This window comes from Actinospica sp. (genome assembly GCF_035552695.1).
Lineage (GTDB): Bacteria > Actinomycetota > Actinomycetes > Streptomycetales > Catenulisporaceae > Actinospica.
Map to the genome: position 1 here is coordinate 1 of NZ_DASZKT010000248.1, position 24,185 is coordinate 24,185.

Here is a 24,185-nt window from a genome sequence, read left to right on the forward strand (position 1 = left end):
GCGTCCTGGTGGGTACGCTCCACCGCCTGGCCGAACTCCCTGACCAGCGACGCGAACTGCGAAATCGAATCCTCATTGATATAAGGCCACTCAATGCCGATCACATTGAGGAAGTTCACCAAGGGACCCGGAAGGTCATCGACTGCCATGACTCACCCCGCCTGTTGCTCGTCCGCCATATGCCCGCCCGCACACTGCGATTCAACGTATCGAAGCCGCGAAGACCGGGTCGAGCCGAGGCGCGACTTTAAGCGCCCGTTAAACGGAGCAGATCCTGCTTTTACCGCCGACTGGCCTAAGCCACGCTGCGGCGCGCGGGCCGGGCGCGCAGGATCGGAGGGTGACGAAGGAGTTTCCCGGCCCGATCGCGTTCGTCCTCGGCGGCGCTGTCCGCGGCGACGGCGGTGTCCGCGGCACCCACCAGGCGGGGATGATCCGCGCGCTGCTCGACCGCGGGATCCGCCCCGACCTGATCGTCGGCACGTCGGCCGGCGCGGTCCAGGGCGCGCTGCTCGCCGCGGATCCGGAGCCCGCGGTGCTGCCGAGGATGGAAGAGTTCTGGCACGAGGTGGTGGGCCGGGGGATCCTGCGGCCCGATCCGCGCGGCGCGCTGCGGTCCTTGCGGCGGGGGAGTTTCGCGCTCAGCTCCAGCGAGCCGTTCCAGGTGCTGCTCGCCGAGTTCCTGGGCGGCGGCAGTCGATTCGAGGACCTGGCGATCCCGCTGCAGACGTGCGCGGCGTCGATCGAGCGGGCCACCGCACGCTACTTCGACCACGGGCCGCTGATTCCGGCGCTGCTGGCGTCCTGCGCGATCCCGGGGCTGTTCCCGCCCTACCGGATCGGCGACGAGCACTACGTGGACGGCGGAGTCGTCGAGAGCGCGCCGATCACGCGGGCGCTGAGCCTGGGTGCGAAGACGCTGTTCGTGCTGCGGCTCGGGCAGCGAGAGCAGACGCTGACGGTACCGCGCCGGCCGTGGGGAATCGGGCAGGTCAGCTTCGAGATCTCGCGTCGGCACCACCTCGGCATCGAGCTGAACAAGCGCCCGGAGGGCGTCAGCGTCCACCACCTGCCCAGCGGCGAGGAGACGTTGATGCTCACGCGCAGCCGGTCCAAGCGGTCCGAACTCGCCGCCATCCGTCCGCGCATCGACGAGGGCTATCGAGCCGTCGGCAACTACCTGGACGCGCTTGCCGAAGGGCACGTGGTGCCGGCGCCGGAGACACCGACCGGCCTCGGCCCGTCGCGCGCCGAGGAACGCGCGCCGAGCAGCGCGCAGATCGCCGCCGACTTGCCGGTCGAGGTGTCCGCGTTCCTCGGCGGGAAGCTCAACCGCTTCATCGACCTGTGCGACCAGAACCGGGACGACGCCGTCGCCGAGACCGATCTGCTGGCCCTCGGCGGACGGATCGCCGAGGCCTTCGGGGCACAGACCGGCTCGCTCGTGCACCAGCGGCTCGAATCCGCCTTCGCCGACTTCTGGACGCGGATCCGCGCGGCCGCGGGTCTGGCGGACTTCGCGGCGAAGTCGGTGCGGCGGCCCGACTTCCTGTCCGCGCTGGCTCGGCTCACAGTCGACCGCGCCGCGTACGACGAGCACGTGCTCCCGCTGATCGGGAGCCTGCTGGCCGCCGCCGACGGCAACGGCGACGACGTGCTCAGCCCGGCCGAGGTCGGCTCCCTGCTCCGCGCGCTCGGCGTCGCGGACGGCGACGTCCACATGTTCGTGCTCCGCGTGGACACCGACGACGCCGGCGTGGTCACGCTCGACGAGCTCAGCGGGGCCTTCCGCGAATTCTTCACCAGCGAGCAGCCCGGCGCCGTCGGCAACGCGATCCTCGGCGGCGCGCGGGTCGGCTAGCGGCTGCCTAGACCCCCGGCGGGATGCGCTTGGCGTCGGTGCGGATCTGCAGCGCGGTGGCGATCTCGGCGATACCGGTCACGATGAGCCAGATGCCGCCGAAGAGGGTGAGCACCCAGATCGAGTTCAGCGGCGAGGAGAGCACGACGATACCGGCGAGGATGCCGAGGGCGCCGGAGAACATCGCCCAGCCGCGGGCGGGCATGTGCTGATCGGACGAGGCGGCGGCCAGCTGCGAGACGCCGCGGAACAGCCAGGCGATGCCGATCCAGATGGCCAGCAGCAGGATCGACTCGAGGGCGCCGCGGAAGCAGAACAGGCCGAGCAGGATGGAGATCGCGCCGCTGATGAACGCCATGACGCGCAGCCCGGTGTCGGTGTGCGTGCCGAATGCGGCGGCCAGCTGCATGATGCCGCTGACCACCAGGTAGATGCCGAAGAGCACGCCGAGGACCAGGAGTGTCGCCTTCGGCCAGACCAGCGCGATGAGGCCGAACACGATGGCGGCCACGCCGATCAGCAGCACGGCCTGCCAGGCGTTGCGCGCCACCTGCTGCAGCGGCCCGGGAAGCCCGGGGACGCCGGCGCCGGCGCCGGGACGGGGGTCGGTACGGGTGCCGGAACCTGATTCGCTCATGGCTCCAGCGTCCGTCGCCCGACCGGACCTCGCCAGTTGACGAGGTCCGGACAGGGGACAGCGGGGGACGCGGGCCGGCCGACGCGGGCTAGCTCAGGCCCTCGCTCTTGAGCCAGTTGTTCGCCACGGTGAGCGGGTCCTGCTTCTGGACCTGCACCTCGGCGTCCAGCTTGAGCAGCGTCGCGCTGTCCAGCTTGGCGTCCACGGCGTTCAGCGCGGTGACGCCGGTCTGGCTCAGGCTCGACTTGTTGATCAGCGGGAGCACGTTCTGCACGCCGAAGATGTCCTTGCTGTCGACCAGGGTGAGCAGGCCGCCGGAGGAGATCGTCGTGTCGGTGGTGAACAGGTCGCCCGCGTCCACCTGGCCCGAGGTCAGCGCCTTCTCGGTGAGCGGGCCGCCGGCGTCCAGCGTCTTGTAGGTGATCTGCGAGGCCTTGAGGCCGTAGTCGTTCTCCAGGCCGACCAGGCCCTGCGTCCTGGTCTGGAACTCGGGGGAGCCGCCGATGGTGATCGACTTGCCGGCCAGCTTCGTGACGAAGTCGCCGATCGTCGCGCCCTGCGAAAGGCCGAGCGTGGACGCCTCCTGCTTCGAGAGCGTGAGGGTGTCGCCGTCCTGCGCGTCGGACGGGGTGAGGATCTCCAGGTTCGACGGCAGCGCGGCGGTGATCGCGGCGTCCACCTCGCTGGTCGAGGTCTGCGCCGCGCTCTTGTTGAGGTACGCGAGCAGCGCGCCGTTGTACTCCGGCTTGAGCGTGATCGAACCACTCTTGACCAGGTTGTACGTCACCTCGCGGCTGCCGATGTTGTACTTGTAGCCGACCTTGGTGCCCTTGGCGGCGAGCGCCTGGCCGTAGACGTCGGCGAGCAGGACGGACTCGGGGAAGTTGTCCGAGCCGACGACCACCGAGCCGGCGGACGCCGACTGGGCCAGCGGGCTGCCGCCCGAGTTGGAGGACGTACTGCCGCAGCCGGCCAACGCGCTCGCGGCCAGGATAGCTACCGCCGGAACGGCGAAACGGGGGAGGATCTTGGGTGACACGGGATTGCTCCTTTGCGGGTGGATGGAGGTCTTCCTGGACATGGCGGGCTCCTCGGCCTAGCGGGTGCGCAGGCCCGGGGAGACGAGCAGGCGGTCGAGCAGCCAGAACACGCACAGGGTGACCAGGCTGAGCAGCGCCACCAGCACCGCTCCGCCGACGACCTGCGCGTAGTCGTACTGGTAGAGGCCGTCGATGATGTAGCGGCCGAAGCCGCCGAAGGAGACCACCGCGGCCAGCGTCGCGGTGGCCACGATCTGGATGGCCGCGGCGCGCAGCCCGGCCAGGATCAGCGGCAGCGCGGCCGGGATCTCCACCTGGCGGACCAGCTGCCAGGGCGTCATGCCAAGCCCGCGCGCGGCGTCCACCGCGGCCGGGTCCACGGCCCTGATGCCGGCGTGCGTGTAGAGCAGGATCGGCGGGATGCCGAGCAGCACCAAGGGGATCATCGTCACCGAGAGGCTGAGCCCGAGCTCGGCGGCGAGCAGCACGAGCAGTCCGAGGCTGGGCAGCGCGCGGCCGACGACGGCGACGATCGAGATCGCGTTGTCGCCGCGGCCCGTGTGTCCGGACAGGATGGCCAGCGGTAACGCGATCGCGATCGCGATGAGCAGCGCGACGGCGGAGTATTCGCAGTGCTCGACGAGCCGGGTCCAGATCGAGTCGTAGCCCGAGCGGTACGCCGGGTCGTCGAAGAACTGACGCAGGTACGTGAAGAGGTTCATCCGACACTCCGCAGGGAGCGGGCCCACGGGGTGAGCAGCCGTTGCACGCCGCGCAGCAGGATGTCGCAGAACACGGAGAGCACCAGCAGGCTGATCAGGCCGACCCAGATCAGACTGTTGTCGAAGAACTTCAGGCCGAGCAGGAACAGGTCGCCGAGGCCGCCGTAGTTGCCGATGGTCGAGCCGATGCTCATCAGGCTCAGCGAGGAGACGGCGGCGACCCGGACCGCGGCCATCAGCGTGGGCAGCGCGATCGGCAGCTCGACGGTGAGGTAGCGGCGCATCCGGCCGTAGCCCATCCCGTCCGCGGCGTCGAGGACGTTGGGCGGCACGGAGCGGATCCCGTCGACGACGCCGGGCACCAGGATCGCGAGCGTGTAGAGGGTCAGCGGGATGAAGACGGTCGTCTCGGACTCGCCGGTGTAGTCGATCAGCAGCACGAACAGCGCGATCGAGGGGATCGAGTAGATGATCGTGACCAGGCCGAGCGTCGCGGGGTAGATCCGCGGCAGCCGGGAGCAGAGCTGGCCGATGGGGAGCGCGATGACCAGGCCGGCCAGGGTCGCGCCGAGCGATACCTCCAACTGGGTGCGGATCAGGCCCAGGAAGCTGGATTGGACGTAGCTCGGCATGTCGAACACACCCGTATGGACTAGCGCACCGCTCATCAGACGGCCTCCAGCGACGCGCGGTGCGCCTCCCGGATGGCGACGGCTATCTCCTCCTGGCTGACCACGCCGACGGCGCGGCCCTCCTCGTCCACGCCGACGGCCCAGCCGGTCGGGCAGAGCACCGCCGCGTCGAGCGCCGCGCGCAGCGAGTCGTTCTGGGCGAGGAAGGGGTGTCCGATCGGGATCGGCGCCGTGTCCGGCCGCCGCGGGTCGAGCCAGCCGATCGGGGCGCCCGCCTCGTCCACCTGCAGCAGCCAGGGCAGCTCCAGCTGCCCGGCCTCCGGCTCGACCCCCTTCTTGACCAGCGCGTCCGTGCGCAGGTTCAGGCCGTTGCTGGAGATGAACGTCAGCCTGCGCACGCCGCGGTCGAGGCCGAGGAACTCCTCGACGAAGCCGTCCGCCGGCCGTTCCAGCAGCTCGCGCGGCGCCGCGAACTGGGCGAGGTGCCCGCCCTTGCGCAGCACGGCGATCCGGTCGCCGATCCGGATCGCCTCGTCGATGTCGTGCGTGACGAACAGGATCGTCTTGCCGACCTCGGCCTGGATCTGCAGGAACTGCTCCTGCAGGCTCTTGCGCACGATCGGGTCCACGGCCGAGAAGGGCTCGTCCATCAGCAGGATGGCCGGGTCGGCGGCCAGCGCCCTGGCCACGCCGACGCGCTGCTGCTGGCCGCCGGAGAGCTGGTGCGGGTAGCGCTCGGCGAACCCGAGGTCGAGCCCGACCAGCTCCATCAGCTCCAGGGAGCGCTTACGTGCGCTACGCCGGTCCTTGCCGAGCAGCCGGGGCACGGTGGAGATGTTCTCCGCGACCGTGCGGTGCGGGAAAAGACCGGCCTGCTGGATGACGTAGCCGATGCCGCGGCGCAGCTGGGCGACGGGGCGCTGGCGGATGTCCTCGCCGTCGATCAGGATCCGGCCGCCGGTCGGTTCGACCAGCCGGTTCGTCATCCGCAGCGTGGTGGTCTTGCCGCAGCCCGAGGGCCCGACCAGCACGGTGATGGCCGAGTCCGGAGCCTCGAGGCTCAGCTCGGCGACGGCCTCGGTGCCGTCTGGGTATCGCTTCGAGACGCTCTCGAAGGTGATCAAGAAAACTCCTCGTTCGGGGACCTTGTCACCGGCAGCCCGGCGGCGGCCCAGGCCTGGAAGCCGCCGATCACGTCGGTGGCCCGACTCAGCCCCAGTTCCTGCAGGCTGAGCGCGGCCAGGGAGGAGGCATACCCCTCGTTGCACAGAACAAGCACCTCGAGGTCGTGATGCTCGGCCTGCGGTAGCCGGTACGCGCAGAGCGGATCGAGCCGCCACTCCAGTTCGTTGCGCTCGACGATCAGGGCGCCGGGGATGGTGCCGTCCTGCCTCCGCAACAGTTCATACCGGATGTCGATCAGCAGCGCGCCCGCGCGCTGCCGCGCGGACGCCTCTTCGGGGCTCACCCTCGCCAGTCTGCCCCGAGCCTCCGACAGAATCTCGTCGATGCCGCGCACCTGCGGGTTCACCCCCTCGCCCACGTTCTCGTCCGTCCCCATAGCGCTCACCACTGCCCGGGCAGTTCGACGGTTTCGAGGCCCAATACCCGCCCGCGCCGACTGTATCTCCGCACCAGGGGCAACGGCGGGTAATAAACGTGTACGGAGACGGCGTGTTCCTCGCCGCTCGGGTTCACCACCTGGTGCACGTGGTGCGGGCCGAAGCCGCGTCCGCTGCCGGCCGGCAGGTCGAGTTCGCGGTCGAGATCCTCGAGCAGTTCGAGGCTGCGCCAGCCGGCGGTCGGCAGCGGGATCGGAATGGAGGACTCGTGCAGCGTGCCGGCCGCGGTGGCGAAGGCGCCGCGTGAGCCGCCGTGGTCGTGCCAGCCGGTCTCGGCGCCGGGCGGCCAGCCGATCAGCCAGCCCTCGCTGCCGCCCGGACCTTCCAGCGAGATCCAGGTGCGTTCGTCGGGGAGTGTGTCGAGTCGGGTGAGCAGCGAGGTGTCGGCGGCAGCTGTCCGGGCGAATTCGAGCAGCTCGCCGAGCGAGGGACCGTTCTTGGTGGAAACCTGTGTAGACATTGACCCGTCCTGGGAGTGGCGCGCACGTGACGGCCGGGCGCGCGCGAAGGCGCGGATGGGCCGAAAGGGTGCTGCGAAGTGAGGGGGACTTCAGCAGGAGGACGGGGCGCAACACAGGCAGCCGGCATAGCGCACCGTGTCCAGGTGCGTGCGGCGTACGAGCCTGATGCCGTCCGAGGTCATGGCGGCGAGTATATCGACATGGTCCCCGTCGGTGGCCTCTGTTTCACTGGGTGGTATGCAGACGGCGAAGACCAAGCAGCGCGGCGAGGCCTATTTCGCGCGGCTCCGCGGCCATCTCGACCAGGAGTTCCGGCTGATGCGCGCGGCGATCGCGGCGGCGGATCCGGCGTGGCAGGTGCCGTCCTGCCCGGAATGGACCGCGGATCAGCTGGCGCACCATGTCGCGCGGACGTACCTGCACAAGGTCGAGTGCGTGCGGGAGGGCAAGTTCCCTGAGGACTGGCCGCCGGATGATCCGGACCCGAGCCCGACCGGCGCGCTGGACGCGGCGTACGCGGCGCTGACCGGCTGTTTCGACGAGCACCGTCCCGGCGACCCGGCCGCCACCTGGCACGGCCCCGACCAGACGGTCGGGTTCTGGATCAGGCGGATGTGCCATGAGTCGGTGGTGCACCGGGTGGACGCCGAACTGACCGCGGGGCTCGAACTCGCGCCGATTCCGGAGGACATCGCGCTGGACGGAATCGACGAGTTCCTCACCCTGTTCCTCGCGTTCCTCAGCGGGGAATGGCCGGACCACTTCGCCGACGTGCTGCGGAGCGCGGACCAGCGGCCGGTCACGATCGCGGCGGGCGAGCGCGAGTGGACGCTGACGGCCGGGCCCGGGGGCGTGGCCGTGGGCGATTACCTGGTGCCGGACGGGTACGGGCGGAACGAGGCGGCGCGGATCAGCGGCGAGCCGGGCCAGGTGCTGCTGTGGCTGTGGGGGCGGCTGGACGAGCGGGCGGTGAGCTGGACCGGCGACCCGGCGCTGGTGACGCAGTTCGCCACGCTGCGCAGGAAGGGGACTCAGTAACTCAGTAAGAAGACTCAGTAAGAAGAAGACGCAGTGCGCGAGAGGACGCGGGATCCGGAACCGAAGTCCATTGCCCGAGTCCATTGCCCGGCTCGTGCGCGCCGGGTTAGCGTCCGGCCATGTTCTCGATCGATCGGCTGCTCACGTTCGCCGCGGTGGCATTCGTCATCATCGTGATCCCGGGTCCGAGCGTGTTGTTCACCATCGGCAGGGCTCTGACGTACGGCAGGCGCACGGCCGTCATCGCGGTCTTCGGGAACACCAGCGGCGTGTATGTGCAGGCGCTGCTGGTCACGATCGGCCTCGGCGCGCTGGTCGAGCGCTCGATCCTGGTCTTCACGGTGCTCGAGCTCGCGGGCGCCGCGTACCTGGTCCACCTCGGCGTCACCGCGTTCCGGCACCGCCGCAAGCTGAGCGACGCCATGGACGCCACGCTCGGCGCACCCGAGGGGATCTCGCCGCTGCGCACGATCCACGACGGCTTCGTGGTCGGGTTCGTGGTCGGGTTCGCGAACCCGAAGGCCATCGTGTTCTTCGGCGCGATCCTGCCGCAGTTCGTCCACCGGCAGGCCGGCTACGTGCCGCTGCAGATGGCGCTGCTCGCGTTGATCTTCGCCACCATCGCCCTCGCCTCCGACTGCGCGTGGGGCTTCGCCGCGGGAACGGCCAGGGACCGGTTCGCCAAGTCCCCGCGCCGCCTCGAGCTCGTCGGCGGCGCGGGCGGCCTGGCCATGATCGGCCTCGGCACGGCGCTGGCGTTCACCGGCCGCGAGGACTGACGGCGGATCAGCGGTACCCGCTGCTAGGGCTGGTCCTGCCCGTCGATGAACGCTTCCCGCAGCGCCTCGACGGTCTCCTCGCGCAGCCCGTGCGCGGCCAGGTAGCCCCGCGGGCCGCCGTAGCGTTCGTCGAGCCCGGCGAGGGTCCATTCGAGCACGTCGGCCTGCACGGCGGTGTGCGCGATCGTGCCGAGGCCCGCGTTGCTCGCGACATAGTCGGCCACGATCAGGTCCCGCGGCACGCCGAGAAGTTCCAGCAGCAGCGCGACGGTCAGGCCCGTGCGGTCCTTGCCGACGAGGCAGTGGACGAGCGCGGGCAGCGCGTCCGGCCTCGCCAGGTGTTCGAGCACCACGACGATCCCCGGACCGCAGGTGTCGACGAGGTACTGGTACATGGCCCTCGGCGATCCGGCCGGAAGCTCGTCCAGCTCGGCCAGCGTCTTGAGCAGTTCGACGCTGATCTCGGCGACCTCACCGGCCTCGCGCAGGCCCGCCACGAGGTTCGGATGCACCTCGCGCTCGAGCGGCGTACGCAGGTCGATCACGGTCTTCACACCCAGGCCGGCGAGTGTCTCGACGCCCTCGGCGGTCAGATTCTCCAGGCAGGCCGAGCGCAGCAGCCGACCCGTGCGCACCTTCCCGTACTCGCCGACGAGGCCGCCCACGTCACGCGCGTTGAGGACGCCGCCGATGCGCAGCGCGCGCACGGGGCCGACCAGTTCGAGGTAGACCTGCTCGGGATCGCCGTCGGGGTCCGGTATGACGTCAACGCCAATGCTCATGCCGACACGCTAGCCACTGGCGGTGAACTGCGGATGCCCACTGCGCTCCGTGATCCGATCGGAATGCGGACAAGGCTCGCGTAAGGACTGCGAGCCGCTACCATTCCATACCGTGCCCCCCGTGACGACTGCCGAACCCGACGCGGAACGTCGCGGACGAATACGGCGCCTGGCCGTCGACACGCGGCCGCTGCGGCACAAGCCGTACCGCCGGCTCTGGACCTCCACCGTCGTCACGGCGATGGGCAGCCAGATGACGGCCGTGGCCGTGCCGTACCAGATCTACCAGCTGACGCACTCCTCCGGCTGGGTCGGCATAGCCAGCTTCTGCGGGCTGCTGCCGCTGATCGTCTTCGGTCTCTGGGGCGGTGCCGTCGCGGACACCATGGACCGGCGCACGCTGATGATGCTGACGAACACCGGCGTCGCCGTCGCGTCGCTCGCGCTGTGGGTGCAGGCCGCGCTGCACGTCGACTCCGTCGCGCTGCTCATCGTGCTGCTGATGGTCCAGCAGGGCATGTTCGGCATGAACTCCCCGGTCCGGCAGGCGACCATCCCGCGGCTCGTTCCGCCCGAGGAACTGCCCGCCGCCAACGCGCTCGGCGGCACCATCATGTCCGTCGGCGCGCTGATCGGTCCGATGCTCGGCGGCGCGCTGATCCCGATCACCGGCCTGTCCGCGCTCTACCTCATCGACGCCTGCGGGCTCGTCGTCGTGCTCTGGGCCGTGATCAGACTGCCCTCGCTGCCGCCGCTGGAGCACGCGCCGCGCCGCGCGCGGGTCGGGCACATCGTCGAGGGCTTCCGGGTCGGACTGGCGAACTCGCTGCTCGCCTGGTCCTTCGGCGTCGACCTGATAGCGATGATCTTCGGCCTGCCGCGCGCGCTGTTCCCGCAGCTCGCCGACACCACCTTCGCGCACCAGCACTTCGCGCTCGGCTGGCTCTACGCGGCGATCCCGCTCGGCTCGCTCGTCGGCGGGCTGCTCTCGGGTTCGTTCTCCCGGCTCAAGCGGCACGGACTGATGACGATCATCGCCGTCGGCTGCTGGGGACTCGCGATCATCGGCTTCGGCCTGTCCGACAATCTCGCTCTGGCCGCGACGTTCCTCGCCCTCGGCGGCGCGGCCGACCTGATGTCGATGGTCTTCCGGCAGTCGATTCTCCAGTCGGTCGTCGACGACGAGCTCAAGGGGCGCATGCAGGGCGTGTTCATCGTCGTCGTCGCGGGCGGGCCGCGGCTGGCCGACCTGGTGCACGGCGTGGCGGGTGCGGCCGTGGGCACACGCACCGCCATCACCTGCGGCGGGATCCTCGTCGTGCTCGGCATGATCGCGGTCTCCGTCTTCGTGCCGAGCTACCGCGACCACGCCGCCGAGGGCTGAAAACCATCACCTTTCCGGGCGAACGATCGTTTCTTCCGACACGCCGGACGGGAACGACCCCAAGCGTCACGGAACACGGCCGCGCTGTTGGTTAGGATCGGCGGGAAACCTCACTCGGCGTCAGCAACCCTTCGCCCGGAGTGATTGCGCCGCGCCGCCGCGGCAGGCCAGTCGCGCTCTCGCGGAAGGTAAGTCAGCAATATGGGCATGTCGGTCGTCGGCCGGGACATCGCGGTAGATCTGGGTACCGCCAACACCCTGGTGTACGTCCGCGGGCGGGGGATCGTGCTCAACGAACCCTCCGTGGTCGCGGTGAACACACACAACGGATCGGTGCTCGCGGTGGGCGCCGAGGCGAAGAAGATGATGGGCCGCACGCCCGGCAACATCGTCGCGATCCGCCCGCTCAAGGACGGGGTCATCGCCGACTTCGAGATCGCCGAGCGGATGCTGCGCTACTTCATCCGCAAGGTGCACCCGCGCCGGATGTTCGCCCAGCCGCGCGTGGTCATCTGCGTGCCCAGCGGGATCACCGGCGTGGAGCGGCGCGCGGTGGAGGACGCCGCGGACGCGGCCGGGGCCCGGCAGGTGCACCTGATCGAGGAGCCGATGGCCGCGGCGATCGGCGTCGGCCTGCCGATCCAGGAGGCCACCGGCAACATGGTGGTCGACATCGGCGGCGGCACCACCGAGGTCGCGGTCATCTCCTACGCCGGGATCGTGACGGCCAACTCGGTGCGCGTCGCCGGGGACGAGCTGGACAACGCGGTGATCCAGTACGCCAAGAAGGAGTACTCGATCCTGCTCGGCGACCGCACCGCCGAGGAGATCAAGCTGGCCATCGGCTCGGCCGACGAGACGGACAGCGAGCTGCACGCCGAGGTGCGCGGCCGCGACCTGGTCTCCGGCCTGCCGAAGATCATCGTGCTGACCTCCACGGAGATCCGCCGGGCGATGGAGGAGCCGGTCACCCAGATCATCGACGCGGTGCGCGACACGCTGGACAAGTGCCCGCCGGAGCTGTCCGGGGACATCATGGACCGCGGCATCGTGCTCACCGGCGGCGGCGCCCTGCTGCGCGGCCTGGACCAGCGGCTGCGCCGGGAGACCGGGATGCCGGTGCTGGTCGCGGAGAACCCGCTGGATTCGGTGGTGCTCGGCTCCGGCCGCTGCGTCGAGGACTTCGACGCACTCCAGCCGGTACTCGGCGCCGGGTCGCGTCGCTGAACCCATCGAGACCATCCGAGGACTAAAGGTACATGCGAGACACCCGCCGGACCCGACTCGTCCTTGGCGTGCTGCTGCTGACCGGATTCGTGCTGATCACGGTGGACGCGCACGGCGCCAAGCCGGGCGGCCAGGGCCCGTTGAACAAGGCGCGGACCGTCGCCGCGACCGTCTTCGGGCCGGTCGAGCGGGGGGCGTCCGCCGCGACGCACTCGGTCGGCTCGCTGTTCGACGGCTGGGGGCACTCGGCGTCCGACGAGGCGCGGATCAAGAACCTCCAGGCGCAGGTGGCCACGCTCAAGGGCCAGGTCGAGACCAGCGCCCAGACGAAGGGCGAGGCGGCGCAGCTGGCCGCGCTGCAGCAGGCGACCGCGCTCGGCGGGCTGCGCACCGTCTCGGCGCAGCTCGTCGCGCTCTCCCCGACGCAGGACGGCAGTTGGACGGCCACGCTCGACGCCGGGAGCCGCCAGGGTGTCGCCGCCGACCAGACGGTGCTCACCGGCGCGGGCCTGGTCGGCCGGATCGCGAGTGTCGGGCCGACCACGTCCACCGTGCTGCTGGCCATCGACCCCGACTCGGTCATCGGCGTACGGCTGGCCGGTTCCGGTCCGATCGGCACGGCGGTCGGGCAGGACGCGCGGACGCTGCGCGTCGAGTTCTTCGATCCGCAGCTGAAGCTGACGGTGGGTCGGCCGGTCCTGACCCTCGGCACCGCGGACGCCTCGACCAGCGTGCCCGGCGTCCCCGTCGGCAAGATCACCAAGGTGCTGGCCACACCCGGGCAGCTGACCCGGACCGTGCTGGTGACGACGTACGTGGACGAGACCTCCGTGGACACCGTCGGGATCGTGGTGAAGCCGGTGGGCGCGGATCCCGGCGACGCGATGCTGCGCGCTGGGGGAGCCCACTGATGCGCGCGCTCCTCCGGCTCGGGCTGGCCGCCGCGGCCGTCACGCTGACGCTGGCCCTGCAACTCAGCGTCCTGCCGCAGCTGCATCTGCCGTACGCCGAGCCCGACCTCGTGCTCCTCGCGGTGCTCTCGCTCGGCGTGGCCTGGGGGCCGAACCTCGGCGCGGTCGCCGGATTCGGCGCCGGGCTGGCCGTGGACCTCGCGCCGCCCTCCGTCACCGCCACCGGGCGGCACGCCATCGTGCTCACGCTCGTCGGCGCGCTCGCGGGCCGGACCGCGACCGACCTGAACCGCTCCGCGCTGCGCACCAGCGCGTTCGCCGGAATCTACGCGGCGGTCGCGACTCTCGGCAACGCCGTCCTCGGCACCCTGCTCGGCGAGGGCGGCACGCTCAGCAGCGCCGACCTGCCGCAAGGCGCCGTGGCCTGCGCGCTCTACACGGCGGTCGCCACTCCGATCGTGCTCCCCGGCCTGTCCGCGCTGGCCCGCCGCGCCGACGGCCGGCGGACCCTGCTGCTCGCGCCGGTCGGCAACGCGATAGGCGAACGCATCGCCGTCCGCACCGCCAGCCAGTAGGCACGAACCACCCCCGGGAGAACCCCATGTACCGCCCGCAACGTCTCGAGGGCGCCCGCGCCCGCCTGGGCGTGGTCCAGGTCCTCGTGCTCGCACTGCTGGCCACGCTCGGCGGCCGGCTGTGGTACCTGCAGGTGCGCTCCGGGCCCGAGTTCCAGGCCGCGGCCGCCGCCAACGACCTGCGCTCGGTGGCCACCCCGGCCGTGCGCGGCGACATCCTGGACGACCAGGGGCATCCGCTGGTGGCGAACAAGGCCACCCTGGAGGTCACCGCCGATCTCAGTACCCTGCAACAGCAGCCGCACGGCGGGATCGCGGTGCTCGACCGGCTCTCCGCGCTGCTCGGCATGCCGGAGAAGCAGATCGCGCAGCAGATCAGGCTGTGCTCGGCGACGGTCAGCCAGCCCTGCTGGGCCGGCTCGCCGTACCAGCCGGTGCCGGTCGCCACGAACGTGCCGACCTCGATCGGCCTGGAGATCCTGGAGGACCACGACAAGTTCCCCGGGATCACCGCGCAGGCCGCGGCCGCGCGCACGTACCCGGCCCCGTTCGGCGCCAACGCCGCGCAGATGCTCGGCTACCTCTCGCCGGTCTCCACGGCCGAACTCGCCAAGCCGGGCAACGACTTCCAGCCCACCGACATGGTCGGGCGCTCCGGCCTGGAGTCGGAGTACGACTCGATCCTGCGCGGCCGCTCGGGCGTCGCCGAGGTCGCGGTGGACAACCTCGGCCGCGCCGTGCGCACCGTCTCGCAGACCGCGCCGGTGCCCGGCGACGACATCGTGACCACCATCGACTCGCACGTGCAGGCGGTCGCGGAGAAGTCGCTCGCGGACGCGATCCAGTCCACCCACGGCGTCTGGGACACCGAGACGCACAGCTACGGCAAGGCCAACTCGGGCGCCGTCGTCGTGCTCAACGTCAACACCGGCGGCGTGGTCGCGATGGCGAGCTACCCGACGTACGACCCGAACGTGTGGACCGGCGGCATCAATCCGCAGACGTACGCGCAGCTGACCAGCACCGCCGCTGGCACGCCGCTGCTGGACCGGGGATACCAGGGGGAGTACCCGCCCGGTTCGACCTTCAAGGCCGTGACCACCTCCGCGATGCTGCAGGCCGGGTTCCCCTCCGACGGAACCTACGACTGCTCCACCGACTTCGCGATCGGCAGCCAGGACTTCCACAACTTCGAGGGCGAGGCGTACGGGCCGATCACGCTCAAGCAGGCCATCGAAGTCTCCTGCGACACCGTGTTCTACCGCGTCGCCTACGACATGTGGGTGCGCGACGGCGGCAATCACCCGGTCGCGCACCCCGCCGACCCGGTGCAGTCGATGTCGCTGGACTTCGGGCTCGGCAAGGACACCGGGCTCGACCTGCCGGGCGAGGCGCCCGGCCTGATCCAGACGCGGCAGGAGAAGCTGGCGTCCTGGCAGGCGAACAAGGCCGACTGGTGCGCGCACGGCAAGGACGGCTACCCGGACGTCGCGGCCTCCGACCCGGCGCGCGCCGCGTACCTCAAGGAGATCGCGTACGAGAACTGCCTGGACGGCTGGCAGTTCCGCGGCGGTGACGCGGTGCTCGAGGCGATCGGGCAGGGCGGGGTGGAGGTGACGCCGCTTCAGCTGGCGCGGGTGTACGCGACGATCGCGAACGGCGGCACGCTCTACCAGCCGCATCTGCTGCAGGCCGTGCTCACGCCGGGCGGCAAGGTCGCCTCGACCTACCAGCCGAAGGTGGTCTCGCACGTGCCGATCTCCTCGTCCACCCACGACTTCCTGATCAGCGCGTTGGAGGGCGTGGCCCAGCAGGGCACCGCGTCCGGCGTGTACGGCGCTTGGCCGCAGAACACGATCCCGATCGGCGCGAAGACCGGTACCGCGGACGTGTACGGCCAGAACCCGACCTCGGTCTTCGCGTCCGTCGTCCCGGCGAACCACCCGCAGTACGCGGTCGTGATGATGGTCCCGCAGGGCGGCCAGGGCGCGCAGGTCTCCGGACCGGCGGTGGAGAAGATCGAGGAGGCGATGTTCGGCGTGCAGGGCGGCGCGCAGCTGCCGAACGCGGCGCTGCTTCCGACGCCCCCGCCGAACCTGCCGGTGATCTCGGCGGACGGCCTGCTGCCGGTGAGCTTCCCGTACCCGCAGCAGTGGCCCCCGGCCGCGCCCCCGCCGCCCGCTCCGCGCGAGGCGCCCGCGGGTCTCGGCACTCGGGGCAAGCGATGAGGGCGACGGGCGGGTCGGCGGCTGGTGTCTCGGCGGCCGGTGTGTCGCTGGTTCCGCCAGGAGTTCTGCCGGCGGCCGCGTCGTCGGCCCCGTCGGCGGCGCGGCGCGGGCGGAGCGCGGCCTCATGATCATCGGCGAGACGGCGGGTCTGCCGCCGGTCGGCCCGGCGCGGTCGCGGCGTACGGCGGCGCTGCGGCAGGGCAGCGTGCTGCGGCGCTTCGACTGGCCGCTGTTCGGCGCGGCCATGGCGCTCGCGGCGGTCGGCGCGGTCATGGTCTGGTCGGCCACCCGCGACCGCTCCGAGCTGACCGGCGGCGACCCGCAGTACTTCCTCAAGCGGCACGCGCTGAACGCGCTCATCGGCGTGGCCCTCGCCGTCGGCGTCAGCGCGCTCGACCACAAGCGTCTTCGTGCCCTGACGCCGATCGTCTACGTGCTCTCCTTCATCGGCCTGCTCGCGGTGCTCTCCCCGCTCGGCACGGTCGTCAACGGCGCGCGCTCCTGGATCGAGCTCGGCGGCGGCTTCTCCATCCAGCCCGCCGAGTTCGCCAAGCTGGGAGTGGTGATGGCGCTGGCGATGATCCTCGCGTACCGCCCCGCCGTACGCCGCAGCAAGGGCATGCTCGCGCAGATCGAGGACCGCCGCATCGACGAGGCCCGTCCCGGCGGCCGCACTCTGCTGCTCGCCCTGCTCGCCGCTGCCGTGCCGATGGGCGTCATCAGCCTGCTGCCGGACCTCGGCAGCACCATGGTGGTCATGGCGATCACCGCGGGCATGGTGGTCATCTCCGGCGTCAAGCTGTACAAGCTCGCCGTACTCGGGCTTGTCGGCGGCGCCGGCGCGTTCGCCGCCGTGAAGCTGCACCTGCTCGCCCAGCACCAGGTCAACCGCTTCGCCGCCTTCGCCGATCCGAATCTCGACCCCCAGGGCGTCGGCTACAACACCCACCAGGCGCGCCTGGCCATCGGCGCCGGCGGCGTGTTCGGCCAGGGCCTGTTCCAGGGCACCCAGACCAACGGCCAGTTCGTCCCCGAGCAGCAGACCGACTTCGTCTTCACCGTCATCGGCGAGGAACTCGGCCTCATCGGCGGCCTCGCCGTCCTCGCCCTGTTCGCCGTCGTGCTGTGGCGCGGCTGCGTCATCGCGCGGCAGGCCACCGAGACCTTCCCGATGCTGCTGGCCGGCGGCGTCGTCTGCTGGTTCGCCTTCCAGATGTTCGAGAACGTCGGCATGACCATGGGCATCATGCCCGTCGCCGGCATCCCGCTGCCCTTCGTCTCGTACGGCGGCTCCTCGATGTTCGCCAACTTCGTCGCCATCGGTCTCCTGCAGAACGTGCGCCTCCGCTCGACCGCGCGCTGACCTGCGACTTGTCCGAGGCGTGCGCCGGGGCGGCTACCCTGGGAGGCATGAGCGCACCGACCTTCGACCGGATCACCGGGCGGTCCGTCTGGCCCGACCTGGAACCGCTGCTGCCCGCGGTGAAGAAGCCGATCCAGTACGTGGGGGGCGAGCTCAACTCCACCGTCAAGGACTGGGACGCCTGCGACGTGCGCTGGGCGCTGATGTACCCGGACGCGTACGAGGTGGGGCTGCCGAACCAGGGCGTCATGATCCTCTACGAGGTGCTCAACGAGCGCGAGGGCGTGCTGGCCGAGCGGACCTACTCGGTCTGGCCGGACATGGAGGAGCAGCTGCGGGAGCACGGCGTGCCGCAGTTCACCGTGGACGGGCACCGGCCGGTCGGGGACTTCGACCTGTTCGGCGTCTCGTTCTCCACCGAGCTCGGCTACACGAACCTGCTCACCGCGCTGGACCTCGCGGGGATTCCGCTGGAGGCGAGGGACCGGGACGTGACGCACCCGGTGGTCATCGCGGGTGGGCACGCGGCGTTCAACCCGGAGCCGATCGCGGACTTCATCGACGCGGCGGTCATCGGGGACGGCGAGCAGGCCGTGCTCGCGATCACCGACATCACCCGCGCGTGGAAGAACGAGGGCCGGCCGGGCGGGCGCGACGGGCTGCTGCTGCGGCTCGCGGCCACCGGCGGCGTGTACGTGCCGCGCTTCTACGACGTCGAATACCTCGCCGACGGCCGGATCCAGCGGGTCGCGCCGAACCGCTCGGGCGTGCCGTGGCAGGTCGCCAAGCACACCGTGATGGACCTCGACGAGTGGCCGTACCCGAAGAAGCCGCTGGTGCCGCTGGCCGAGACCGTGCACGAGCGGATGAGCGTGGAGATCTTCCGCGGCTGCACCCGCGGCTGCCGCTTCTGCCAGGCCGGTATGATCACCCGGCCGGTGCGCGAGCGCTCGATCACCGGGATCGGCGACATGGTCAAGGCCGGGCTCGAGGCCACCGGATACGAGGAGGTCGGGCTGCTCTCGCTCTCCTCCGCCGACCACACGGAGATCGGCGACCTCGCCAAGGGCCTGGCCGACCGGTACGAGGGCACGCAGACCTCGCTCTCGCTGCCGTCGACCCGGGTGGACGCGTTCAACATCGACCTGGCCAACGAGCTCTCCCGCAACGGGCGTCGCAGTGGCCTGACGTTCGCGCCGGAGGGCGGCTCCGAGCGGATCCGCAAGGTCATCAACAAGATGGTCTCCGAAGAGGACCTGATCCGCACGGTCACGGCCGCGTACTCGGCCGGCTGGCGGCAGGTGAAGCTGTACTTCATGTGCGGGCTGCCCACCGAGACCGACGAGGATGTGCTGCAGATCGCCGAGATGGCGCGCAACGTCATCAAGGCGGGCCGCGAGGCGACCGGTTCCCGGGACATCCGCTGCACGGTCTCCATCGGCGGCTTCGTCCCCAAGCCGCACACGCCGTTCCAGTGGTGTGCGCAGCTTGACGCGGCCACGACCGACGACCGCCTGCGCAAGCTGCGCGACGTCGTCCGCGCGGACAAGAACTACGCCCGGGCCATCGGCTTCCGCTACCACGACGGCAAGCCGGGCATCGTCGAGGGCCTGCTCTCCCGCGGCGACCGGCGCGTCGGCAAGGTGATCCGCGCCGTCTGGGAGGACGGCGGGCGCTTCGACGGCTGGTCCGAGTACTTCTCCTACGACCGCTGGATGGCGGCGGCCGGGCGTGCGCTCGAGGACGAGCCGGTGGACGTGACCTGGTACACCACCCGGGAGCGCGAGCAGGTCGAGGTGCTGCCCTGGGACCACCTGGACTCGGGCCTGGACCGGGACTGGCTCTGGGAGGACTGGCAGGACGCGCTGCGCGAGACCGAGGTGGAGGACTGCCGCTGGACCCCGTGCTTCGACTGCGGCGTATGCCCGCAGATGGGCACGGAGATCCAGGTCGGGCCGACCGGCAAGAAGCTGCTGCCGCTGACGGTGGTCTGAGTCGGACCGCACGGTCCGCACCGTCCGCACGGACCGCGCGCGGGCCCGGGACGGCTCCCGGCCCCGGGATTTGACCGGAGTTTTGCGGCCGGTCCCAGTTCCGCCGCGCTCGGCGCGGTTTCCCCGGGACGGCGTGCGCCCTAGTCTTTGCGTTATGACCGCTGGCGACACGACGAACGCTCCCGAGGCCGCCCAGGAGCAGCCCACGACCACCACCGTCCCCGGACAGGCCGAGCGGCTCGAGTCCATCCGGCCCTTCCTGCCGCGCGAGTTCGCCGCCCGGCTGGTGGACCAGCTGACCGTGGGTTCGAACCCGCAGTCGGTGGAGATCGTCGCCCCGCTGACCGGCGAGACGATCGTGGAGCTGCCGCAGTCCGGTCCCGGCGACGTCCGGCACGCCTTCGAGAAGGCCCGCGCCGCGCAGGCCGCCTGGGCCGCGCGTCCGGTCGGGGAGCGCTGCGCGGTGCTGCGCCGGCTGCACGACCTGCTGCTCGACAACTCCGAGCACCTGCTGAGCCTGCTCCAGGTGGAGACCGGCAAGACCCGGCTGCACGCGTTCGAGGAGATCGGCGTCTCCGCGGCCACCGCCCGGCACTACGCGCACAGCGCGCGCGGCTATCTCCGGCCGCGGCACAAGCTCGGCGTGCTGCCGATCATCACCAAGGTCACCGAGTACCGGCAGCCCAAGGGCGTGGTCGGCGTGATCACCCCGTGGAACTACCCGCTCGCGCTGGCCGCGATGGACATCCTGCCGGCCCTCGTCGCGGGCAACGGCGTCGTGCACAAGCCGGACAACCAGACCGCGCTCAGCGGCGTCTACCTGCGGCAGCTCGCCGTGCAGGCCGGGCTGCCCGCGGAACTGTGGCAGGTGGTCACCGGCGACGGCCCGGTCACCGGACCGGCCGTCGTGGACCACGCGGACTACGTGGCGTTCACCGGCTCGACCCGCACCGGGCGGCAGGTGGCGCAGCAGGCGGCCGGCCGCCTGATCGGCTGCTCGCTGGAGCTCGGCGGTAAGAACGCGATGATCGTGTTCGACGACGCCGACCTGGACAAGACCGTGTCCGGGGCTATCCGCGGCTGCTACACCTCGGCCGGGCAGCTGTGCATCTCCATCGAGCGGATGTACGTCCACCACGCCGTCTACGACCAGTTCGTGGACCGCTTCGTCACCGAGGTCAAGGCGCTCAAGCTCGGTTCGACGCTGGACTTCGCCGCGGACGTCGGCTCGCTGACGAACACCAAGCAGCTCGAGACCGTGACCCAGCAGGTCGAGGACGCGCGGATCAAGGGCGCGCACGTGCTGGCCGGCGGACGCCGCCGCCCGGACGTGGGCCCGCTGTTCTACGAGCCGACCGTGCTCACCGACGTGGCCGCCGGGATGACGCTGTACGCCGAGGAGACCTTCGGCCCGGTCGTCTCGCTCTACCGCTTCGAGAACGAGGCGGAGGTCGTGCAGGCGGCGAACGACTCGCGGTTCGGCCTGAGCGCGTCGATCTGGACCCGCGACACCAAGCGGGCCAAGGAGGCGGCGCTGCGGCTGCACTCCGGCATGGTGAACGTCAACGAGGCGTACGCGGCGGCCTTCGGCTCGGTCGCGGCGGCCACCGGCGGCATGGGCGACTCCGGCCTGGGCCGGCGCAGCGGCGCCGAGGGCATCTGGCGCTACACCGAGGTGCAGACCGTGGCGCGCCAGACGGTGCTGCCCATCGCCCCCTCGCTGGGGCTCGGCCCGGCCCGCTACACCAAGTACCTCGGCTCGGCGTTGCGGCTGCTCAAGATCCTGCGAGTGCGATAGCAGCACTCGCATACGTCGGGTGTCCGGCCGGATCGCGGGAGTCGTCCCGGGTCCGCCCCAAACGTAAAGGCCCGGTAATATCGACTCCTCGACTACCGCTCCCGACTGCTCGCCAAGTAGCTTGGGTGCTGCGGGAGAAACCGCGGTCGGCACCTCTGGGCAGGGACTGCGCAGTGGGGGGCGTCGGGCGGGGCGGGACTCGCAGTCCACTGCCGGGCCGTGGAGTTACCCGGGCCGGTGGCGATCAGGCAGATAAGACCATTCCTAAGAACGGGGAAGGTGGCGACAAATGGCAGGCAGCAGTTTCCGGGCTACAAGCGCTGACATGGCGAAGGCCGCGCAGTCCGTCCAGCAATGCGTGCAGGAGATCAACGCCGAGATGCGTTCGCTGCAGAGCAGCGTCGAGCCTCTGGGGGCCTCGTGGCAGGGCTCGGCGTACCAGGCGTTCCAGCAGTTGATGCAGCGGTTCCAGGACGACGGCCAGAAGCTGACCCAGGCGCTGGACGCGATCGGCCAGGCCATCGACTCGAACCAGAAGAACTACACCGCGACCGAAGAGACGAACCAGGGTTCGATCTCGAAGCTGCTCAGCGGCCTGCAGTAGTCCGTCCGAGTTCCAGAATCACCTGCGGCCCCGTCGAGGCCGCGGTAGCGAAGATTTCTTGAGGGGAGAAAACCATGAGCGACCAGCGTATGTTGGTTACCTTCGCCGAGCTGGCGAACGCGGCGCAGACGATCCAGCAGACGTCGAACAGCCTGAACCAGAAGCTCGAGGACCTGAAGTCGCAGCTGAAGCCGATCGTCGAGAGCTGGCAGGGCGCGGCGGCCGAGAACTACCAGGTTCAGCAGTCGAAGTGGGACTCGTCCCAGACCGACCTGAACCAGGTGCTGCAGGCGATCGGCGCTGCCGTCGAGCAGGCGCACGACGCGTACTCGCAGACCGAGACCGCGAACGCGCAGGCCTGGCACAGCTGAGCCGGGCCGCGAGCCCGCCTCTCGTACCCTTCGGTGCGGGTCGGCGGGCTCTCCGCTGTTCTCTGCTAAGGTTGCGCGCATGAGCAGTAGCGCCCGTCGATTTAGCTATGGCCACCGGATCGTTCCGGCAGGCCCGATCGTCGAGCGCTGAGAAACTCAGCCGAGACCCCCGCGGCGCCCCGGACCGATCCTTGGTCCGGGGCGCCGTCGTGTGTGCGGAGCCCCCGGGGCGGGGGTCGGTGCGGATCCGCCGACCGCAGACCGCGAGGAGAGCCCTGTGAACACCGCACCCGCCGAGCCCGTCGACGACGTCGTCTCCACCGTTGCCGCCGTTACCGCTGAATCCGTCGATCCCCGCGCCGCCGATTCCGCCGATTCCGCCGATTCCGCCGATCCCGCCGATCCCGCCGCGCCGGGCGGGGTGCTCGGCGGCCGGGAACGGATCGACGCCTTCGACGCGCAGATCATCGAGCTGATCCGGGGGCGGATGGCCGTGTCCGCCGAGATCCAGGCCGCCCGGATGGCCGACGGCGGCCGCCGTCTCGACCTGCGCCGGGAGACCGAGGTCATCGGCCGCTACACCCGTGAGCTCGGCCGTCCCGGCACCACTGTCGCCATGGCCCTGCTTGAACTCGGCCGCGGACGCGTGTAGTGCGGCTTCGTGCGCTCCGTACGCCGCCGCCCGCGTAACCGGAAGTCCGCTCAGTCGTTGTCCCTGCTGAATGGATCCGGAGCGATCGGCTCGGGTCCGGCGCGTCCGGTCGCCGGATCCGGCTGTGGGACCTCGCGAAGGATTGCCAGACGGCCAAGCCCATTCGCCAGGACCTGCGCCCCGCCGCCCAGCGTGCGGGGCGCAGGCAGGCGGCAAAGGCGCGCACCGTGCGGGCCGGTAGAATCAACCCCATCATGGATGACGCCCCCACCTCCCCCCTCGTCCTGGTCGTCGACTTCGGTGCGCAGTACGCCCAGCTCATCGCCCGCCGCGTGCGCGAGGCGCGGGTCTACAGCGAGATCGTGCCGCACACCTGGACGGCCGCGCAGATCCTGGAGCGCCGGCCGGCCGCGGTGATCCTCAGCGGCGGGCCCTCCTCGGTGTACGCCGAGGGCGCGCCCGGCGTCGGCGCCGAACTGTTCCGCGCGGGCGTCCCGACCTTCGGCATCTGCTATGGCTTCCAGGCCATGGCGCGCGCGCTCGAGGGCGTGGTCGACCACACCGGAACGCGGGAGTACGGGCGCACCGCGCTGTCCGTGGCGGACACCGGGTCCACGCTGTTCACCGGCAGCTCGGCCGAGCAGACCGTGTGGATGTCGCACGGCGACTCGGTCGTGGCGGCGCCGGATGGCTTCAAGGTCACCGCGTCCACGCCGGGCACCCCGGTCGCCGCGTTCGAGGACGACGAGCGGCGGCTCTACGGCGTCCAGCACCACCCCGAGGTGCTGCACTCCGAGTTCGGCCAGCGGGTGCTGGAGAACTTCCTGTACAACGGCGCCGGGATCAAGCCCGAGTGGACCACCGAGAACGTGGTGGACGAGCAGGTCGCCGTGATCCGCGAGCAGGTCGGCGGCAAGCGCGTGATCTGCGGGCTGTCCGGCGGGGTGGACTCGGCGGTGGCCGCGGCGCTCGTGCAGCGGGCCGTCGGCGACCAGCTGACCTGCGTCTTCGTCGACCACGGGCTGCTGCGCAAGGGCGAGCCGGAGCAGGTCGAGCAGGATTTCGTGGCGGCCACCGGCGTCTCGCTCAAGGTCGTCGACGCGCGCACCCGCTTCCTGGACGCGCTGGCCGGGGTGAGCGACCCCGAGCAGAAGCGGAAGATCATCGGACGCGAATTCATCCGGACGTTCGAGGTGGCCGCCCGCGGGGTGGTCGCTTCCGCCGGCGACGACGGTGAGACGGTCGATTTTCTCGTGCAGGGCACGCTGTACCCGGACGTGGTCGAATCCGGTGGCGGCACCGGCACCGCCAACATAAAGAGCCACCACAACGTCGGCGGCCTGCCTGACGATCTGCAGTTCGAACTGGTCGAGCCGCTGCGGTCGCTGTTCAAGGACGAGGTGCGCCGAGTCGGCGAGCAGCTGGGCCTGCCGACTGAGATCGTGTGGCGGCAGCCGTTTCCGGGGCCGGGCCTCGGCATCCGAATCGTCGGCGAGGTGACCGC

Annotated in this window: 23 protein-coding genes; 15 read left to right on the forward strand and 8 right to left on the reverse strand. The window is 70.8% G+C overall.

Going from position 1 to position 24,185, the window contains the following annotated elements:
* Positions 1 to 340 precede the first annotated feature (340 nt).
* A complete protein-coding gene (locus VG296_RS27795) occupies positions 341 to 1,861 on the forward strand; it encodes a patatin-like phospholipase family protein (protein WP_325570844.1) in 1,521 nt (506 codons plus the stop codon).
* Between the two features lie 7 nt (positions 1,862 to 1,868).
* On the opposite strand, the gene VG296_RS27800 is transcribed toward VG296_RS27795, so the two are convergent.
* The 7 genes from VG296_RS27800 to VG296_RS27830 all read right to left on the reverse strand — a co-directional run bounded on the left by VG296_RS27800 (position 1,869) and on the right by VG296_RS27830 (position 6,974).
* A complete protein-coding gene (locus tag VG296_RS27800; RefSeq protein WP_325570846.1) occupies positions 1,869 to 2,498 on the reverse strand; it encodes an HdeD family acid-resistance protein in 630 nt (209 codons plus the stop codon).
* A gap of 88 nt (positions 2,499 to 2,586) precedes the next feature.
* Positions 2,587 to 3,537 carry an ABC transporter substrate-binding protein gene (locus VG296_RS27805; protein WP_325570848.1) on the reverse strand — a complete coding sequence of 317 codons (951 nt, stop codon included), beginning with the start codon at positions 3,535 to 3,537 and terminating at the stop codon, positions 2,587 to 2,589.
* A 57-nt stretch (positions 3,538 to 3,594) separates the two neighbouring features.
* On the reverse strand, positions 3,595 to 4,260 hold the full coding sequence (locus VG296_RS27810) for an ABC transporter permease (protein ID WP_325570850.1): 666 nt from the start codon (positions 4,258 to 4,260) through the stop codon (positions 3,595 to 3,597).
* The gene (locus tag VG296_RS27815; RefSeq protein ID WP_325570851.1) at positions 4,257 to 4,928 is read right to left on the reverse strand and encodes an ABC transporter permease; all 672 of its coding nucleotides are present in this window, start codon (positions 4,926 to 4,928) and stop codon (positions 4,257 to 4,259) included. The genes VG296_RS27810 and VG296_RS27815 overlap by 4 nt, the downstream gene beginning before the upstream one ends.
* A complete protein-coding gene (locus VG296_RS27820; RefSeq protein WP_325570853.1) occupies positions 4,928 to 6,016 on the reverse strand; it encodes an ABC transporter ATP-binding protein in 1,089 nt (362 codons plus the stop codon). The genes VG296_RS27815 and VG296_RS27820 overlap by 1 nt, the downstream gene beginning before the upstream one ends.
* A complete protein-coding gene (locus tag VG296_RS27825) occupies positions 6,013 to 6,453 on the reverse strand; it encodes a rhodanese-like domain-containing protein (protein WP_414641145.1) in 441 nt (146 codons plus the stop codon). Before VG296_RS27825 ends, VG296_RS27820 begins: the two co-directional genes overlap by 4 nt.
* A gap of 5 nt (positions 6,454 to 6,458) precedes the next feature.
* Positions 6,459 to 6,974, reverse strand: a complete 516-nt coding sequence (locus tag VG296_RS27830) for a hypothetical protein (RefSeq protein ID WP_325570857.1) — start codon at positions 6,972 to 6,974, stop codon at positions 6,459 to 6,461.
* A 238-nt stretch (positions 6,975 to 7,212) separates the two neighbouring features.
* On the opposite strand from VG296_RS27830, the gene VG296_RS27835 reads away from it, so the two are divergent.
* Positions 7,213 to 8,013: a maleylpyruvate isomerase family mycothiol-dependent enzyme gene (locus VG296_RS27835; RefSeq protein ID WP_325570859.1), complete on the forward strand. Its 801-nt coding sequence runs from the start codon at positions 7,213 to 7,215 to the stop codon at positions 8,011 to 8,013.
* 119 nt (positions 8,014 to 8,132) lie between these two features.
* A complete protein-coding gene (locus tag VG296_RS27840; protein ID WP_325570861.1) occupies positions 8,133 to 8,792 on the forward strand; it encodes a LysE family translocator in 660 nt (219 codons plus the stop codon).
* Between the two features lie 23 nt (positions 8,793 to 8,815).
* Here VG296_RS27840 and VG296_RS27845 read toward each other — a convergent pair whose 3' ends face one another.
* A complete protein-coding gene (locus VG296_RS27845) occupies positions 8,816 to 9,574 on the reverse strand; it encodes a tyrosine-protein phosphatase (protein WP_325570863.1) in 759 nt (252 codons plus the stop codon).
* A gap of 112 nt (positions 9,575 to 9,686) precedes the next feature.
* On the opposite strand from VG296_RS27845, the gene VG296_RS27850 reads away from it, so the two are divergent.
* From VG296_RS27850 to guaA, 12 genes are all read left to right on the forward strand, one after another.
* A complete protein-coding gene (locus VG296_RS27850; protein ID WP_414641146.1) occupies positions 9,687 to 10,958 on the forward strand; it encodes an MFS transporter in 1,272 nt (423 codons plus the stop codon).
* Positions 10,959 to 11,165: 207 nt separating this feature from the next.
* Entirely contained in the window at positions 11,166 to 12,185 is a 1,020-nt protein-coding gene (locus VG296_RS27855; protein WP_325570887.1) for a rod shape-determining protein, read from the forward strand.
* A 32-nt stretch (positions 12,186 to 12,217) separates the two neighbouring features.
* Entirely contained in the window at positions 12,218 to 13,096 is an 879-nt protein-coding gene (gene mreC, locus VG296_RS27860; protein ID WP_325570867.1) for a rod shape-determining protein MreC, read from the forward strand.
* Positions 13,096 to 13,671, forward strand: coding sequence for a rod shape-determining protein MreD (mreD, locus tag VG296_RS27865; RefSeq protein WP_325570869.1), 576 nt, complete (start codon positions 13,096 to 13,098; stop codon positions 13,669 to 13,671). Before mreC ends, mreD begins: the two co-directional genes overlap by 1 nt.
* Before the next feature lie 26 nt (positions 13,672 to 13,697).
* Entirely contained in the window at positions 13,698 to 15,899 is a 2,202-nt protein-coding gene (mrdA, locus tag VG296_RS27870) for a penicillin-binding protein 2 (RefSeq protein WP_325570871.1), read from the forward strand.
* Positions 15,900 to 16,023: 124 nt separating this feature from the next.
* On the forward strand, positions 16,024 to 17,262 hold the full coding sequence (gene rodA / locus VG296_RS27875; RefSeq protein ID WP_325570873.1) for a rod shape-determining protein RodA: 1,239 nt from the start codon (positions 16,024 to 16,026) through the stop codon (positions 17,260 to 17,262).
* A 47-nt stretch (positions 17,263 to 17,309) separates the two neighbouring features.
* The gene (locus VG296_RS27880; protein ID WP_325570875.1) at positions 17,310 to 19,256 is read left to right on the forward strand and encodes a TIGR03960 family B12-binding radical SAM protein; all 1,947 of its coding nucleotides are present in this window, start codon (positions 17,310 to 17,312) and stop codon (positions 19,254 to 19,256) included.
* A gap of 154 nt (positions 19,257 to 19,410) precedes the next feature.
* The gene (locus tag VG296_RS27885) at positions 19,411 to 21,054 is read left to right on the forward strand and encodes a succinic semialdehyde dehydrogenase (RefSeq protein ID WP_325570877.1); all 1,644 of its coding nucleotides are present in this window, start codon (positions 19,411 to 19,413) and stop codon (positions 21,052 to 21,054) included.
* 289 nt (positions 21,055 to 21,343) lie between these two features.
* Positions 21,344 to 21,658: a WXG100 family type VII secretion target gene (locus VG296_RS27890; protein ID WP_325570879.1), complete on the forward strand. Its 315-nt coding sequence runs from the start codon at positions 21,344 to 21,346 to the stop codon at positions 21,656 to 21,658.
* 74 nt (positions 21,659 to 21,732) lie between these two features.
* On the forward strand, positions 21,733 to 22,029 hold the full coding sequence (locus VG296_RS27895; RefSeq protein WP_325570881.1) for a WXG100 family type VII secretion target: 297 nt from the start codon (positions 21,733 to 21,735) through the stop codon (positions 22,027 to 22,029).
* Between the two features lie 277 nt (positions 22,030 to 22,306).
* Positions 22,307 to 22,681: a chorismate mutase gene (locus tag VG296_RS27900; protein WP_325570883.1), complete on the forward strand. Its 375-nt coding sequence runs from the start codon at positions 22,307 to 22,309 to the stop codon at positions 22,679 to 22,681.
* A gap of 254 nt (positions 22,682 to 22,935) precedes the next feature.
* On the forward strand, positions 22,936 to 24,185 hold a 1,250-nt coding region (gene guaA / locus VG296_RS27905), incomplete at its 3' end, for a glutamine-hydrolyzing GMP synthase (protein ID WP_325570885.1).

Excerpts from the sequence above, each read along its gene's own strand:
- VG296_RS27890 (WP_325570879.1), top strand. The coding sequence starts at position 21,344 with ATGGCAGGCAGCAGTTTCCGGGCTACAAGCGCTGACATGGCGAAGGCC.
- VG296_RS27885 (WP_325570877.1), top strand. The coding sequence starts at position 19,411 with ATGACCGCTGGCGACACGACGAACGCTCCCGAGGCCGCCCAGGAGCAG.
- VG296_RS27800 (WP_325570846.1), bottom strand. The coding sequence starts at position 2,498 with ATGAGCGAATCAGGTTCCGGCACCCGTACCGACCCCCGTCCCGGCGCC.
- VG296_RS27855 (WP_325570887.1), top strand. The coding sequence starts at position 11,166 with ATGTCGGTCGTCGGCCGGGACATCGCGGTAGATCTGGGTACCGCCAAC.
- VG296_RS27815 (WP_325570851.1), bottom strand. The coding sequence starts at position 4,928 with ATGAGCGGTGCGCTAGTCCATACGGGTGTGTTCGACATGCCGAGCTAC.
- VG296_RS27835 (WP_325570859.1), top strand. The coding sequence starts at position 7,213 with ATGCAGACGGCGAAGACCAAGCAGCGCGGCGAGGCCTATTTCGCGCGG.
- VG296_RS27895 (WP_325570881.1), top strand. The coding sequence starts at position 21,733 with ATGAGCGACCAGCGTATGTTGGTTACCTTCGCCGAGCTGGCGAACGCG.
- mrdA (WP_325570871.1), top strand. The coding sequence starts at position 13,698 with ATGTACCGCCCGCAACGTCTCGAGGGCGCCCGCGCCCGCCTGGGCGTG.
- VG296_RS27845 (WP_325570863.1), bottom strand. The coding sequence starts at position 9,574 with ATGAGCATTGGCGTTGACGTCATACCGGACCCCGACGGCGATCCCGAG.
- mreC (WP_325570867.1), top strand. The coding sequence starts at position 12,218 with ATGCGAGACACCCGCCGGACCCGACTCGTCCTTGGCGTGCTGCTGCTG.
- VG296_RS27880 (WP_325570875.1), top strand. The coding sequence starts at position 17,310 with ATGAGCGCACCGACCTTCGACCGGATCACCGGGCGGTCCGTCTGGCCC.
- VG296_RS27840 (WP_325570861.1), top strand. The coding sequence starts at position 8,133 with ATGTTCTCGATCGATCGGCTGCTCACGTTCGCCGCGGTGGCATTCGTC.
- rodA (WP_325570873.1), top strand. The coding sequence starts at position 16,024 with ATGATCATCGGCGAGACGGCGGGTCTGCCGCCGGTCGGCCCGGCGCGG.
- VG296_RS27825 (WP_414641145.1), bottom strand. The coding sequence starts at position 6,453 with ATGGGGACGGACGAGAACGTGGGCGAGGGGGTGAACCCGCAGGTGCGC.
- VG296_RS27830 (WP_325570857.1), bottom strand. The coding sequence starts at position 6,974 with ATGTCTACACAGGTTTCCACCAAGAACGGTCCCTCGCTCGGCGAGCTG.
- VG296_RS27810 (WP_325570850.1), bottom strand. The coding sequence starts at position 4,260 with ATGAACCTCTTCACGTACCTGCGTCAGTTCTTCGACGACCCGGCGTAC.
- mreD (WP_325570869.1), top strand. The coding sequence starts at position 13,096 with ATGCGCGCGCTCCTCCGGCTCGGGCTGGCCGCCGCGGCCGTCACGCTG.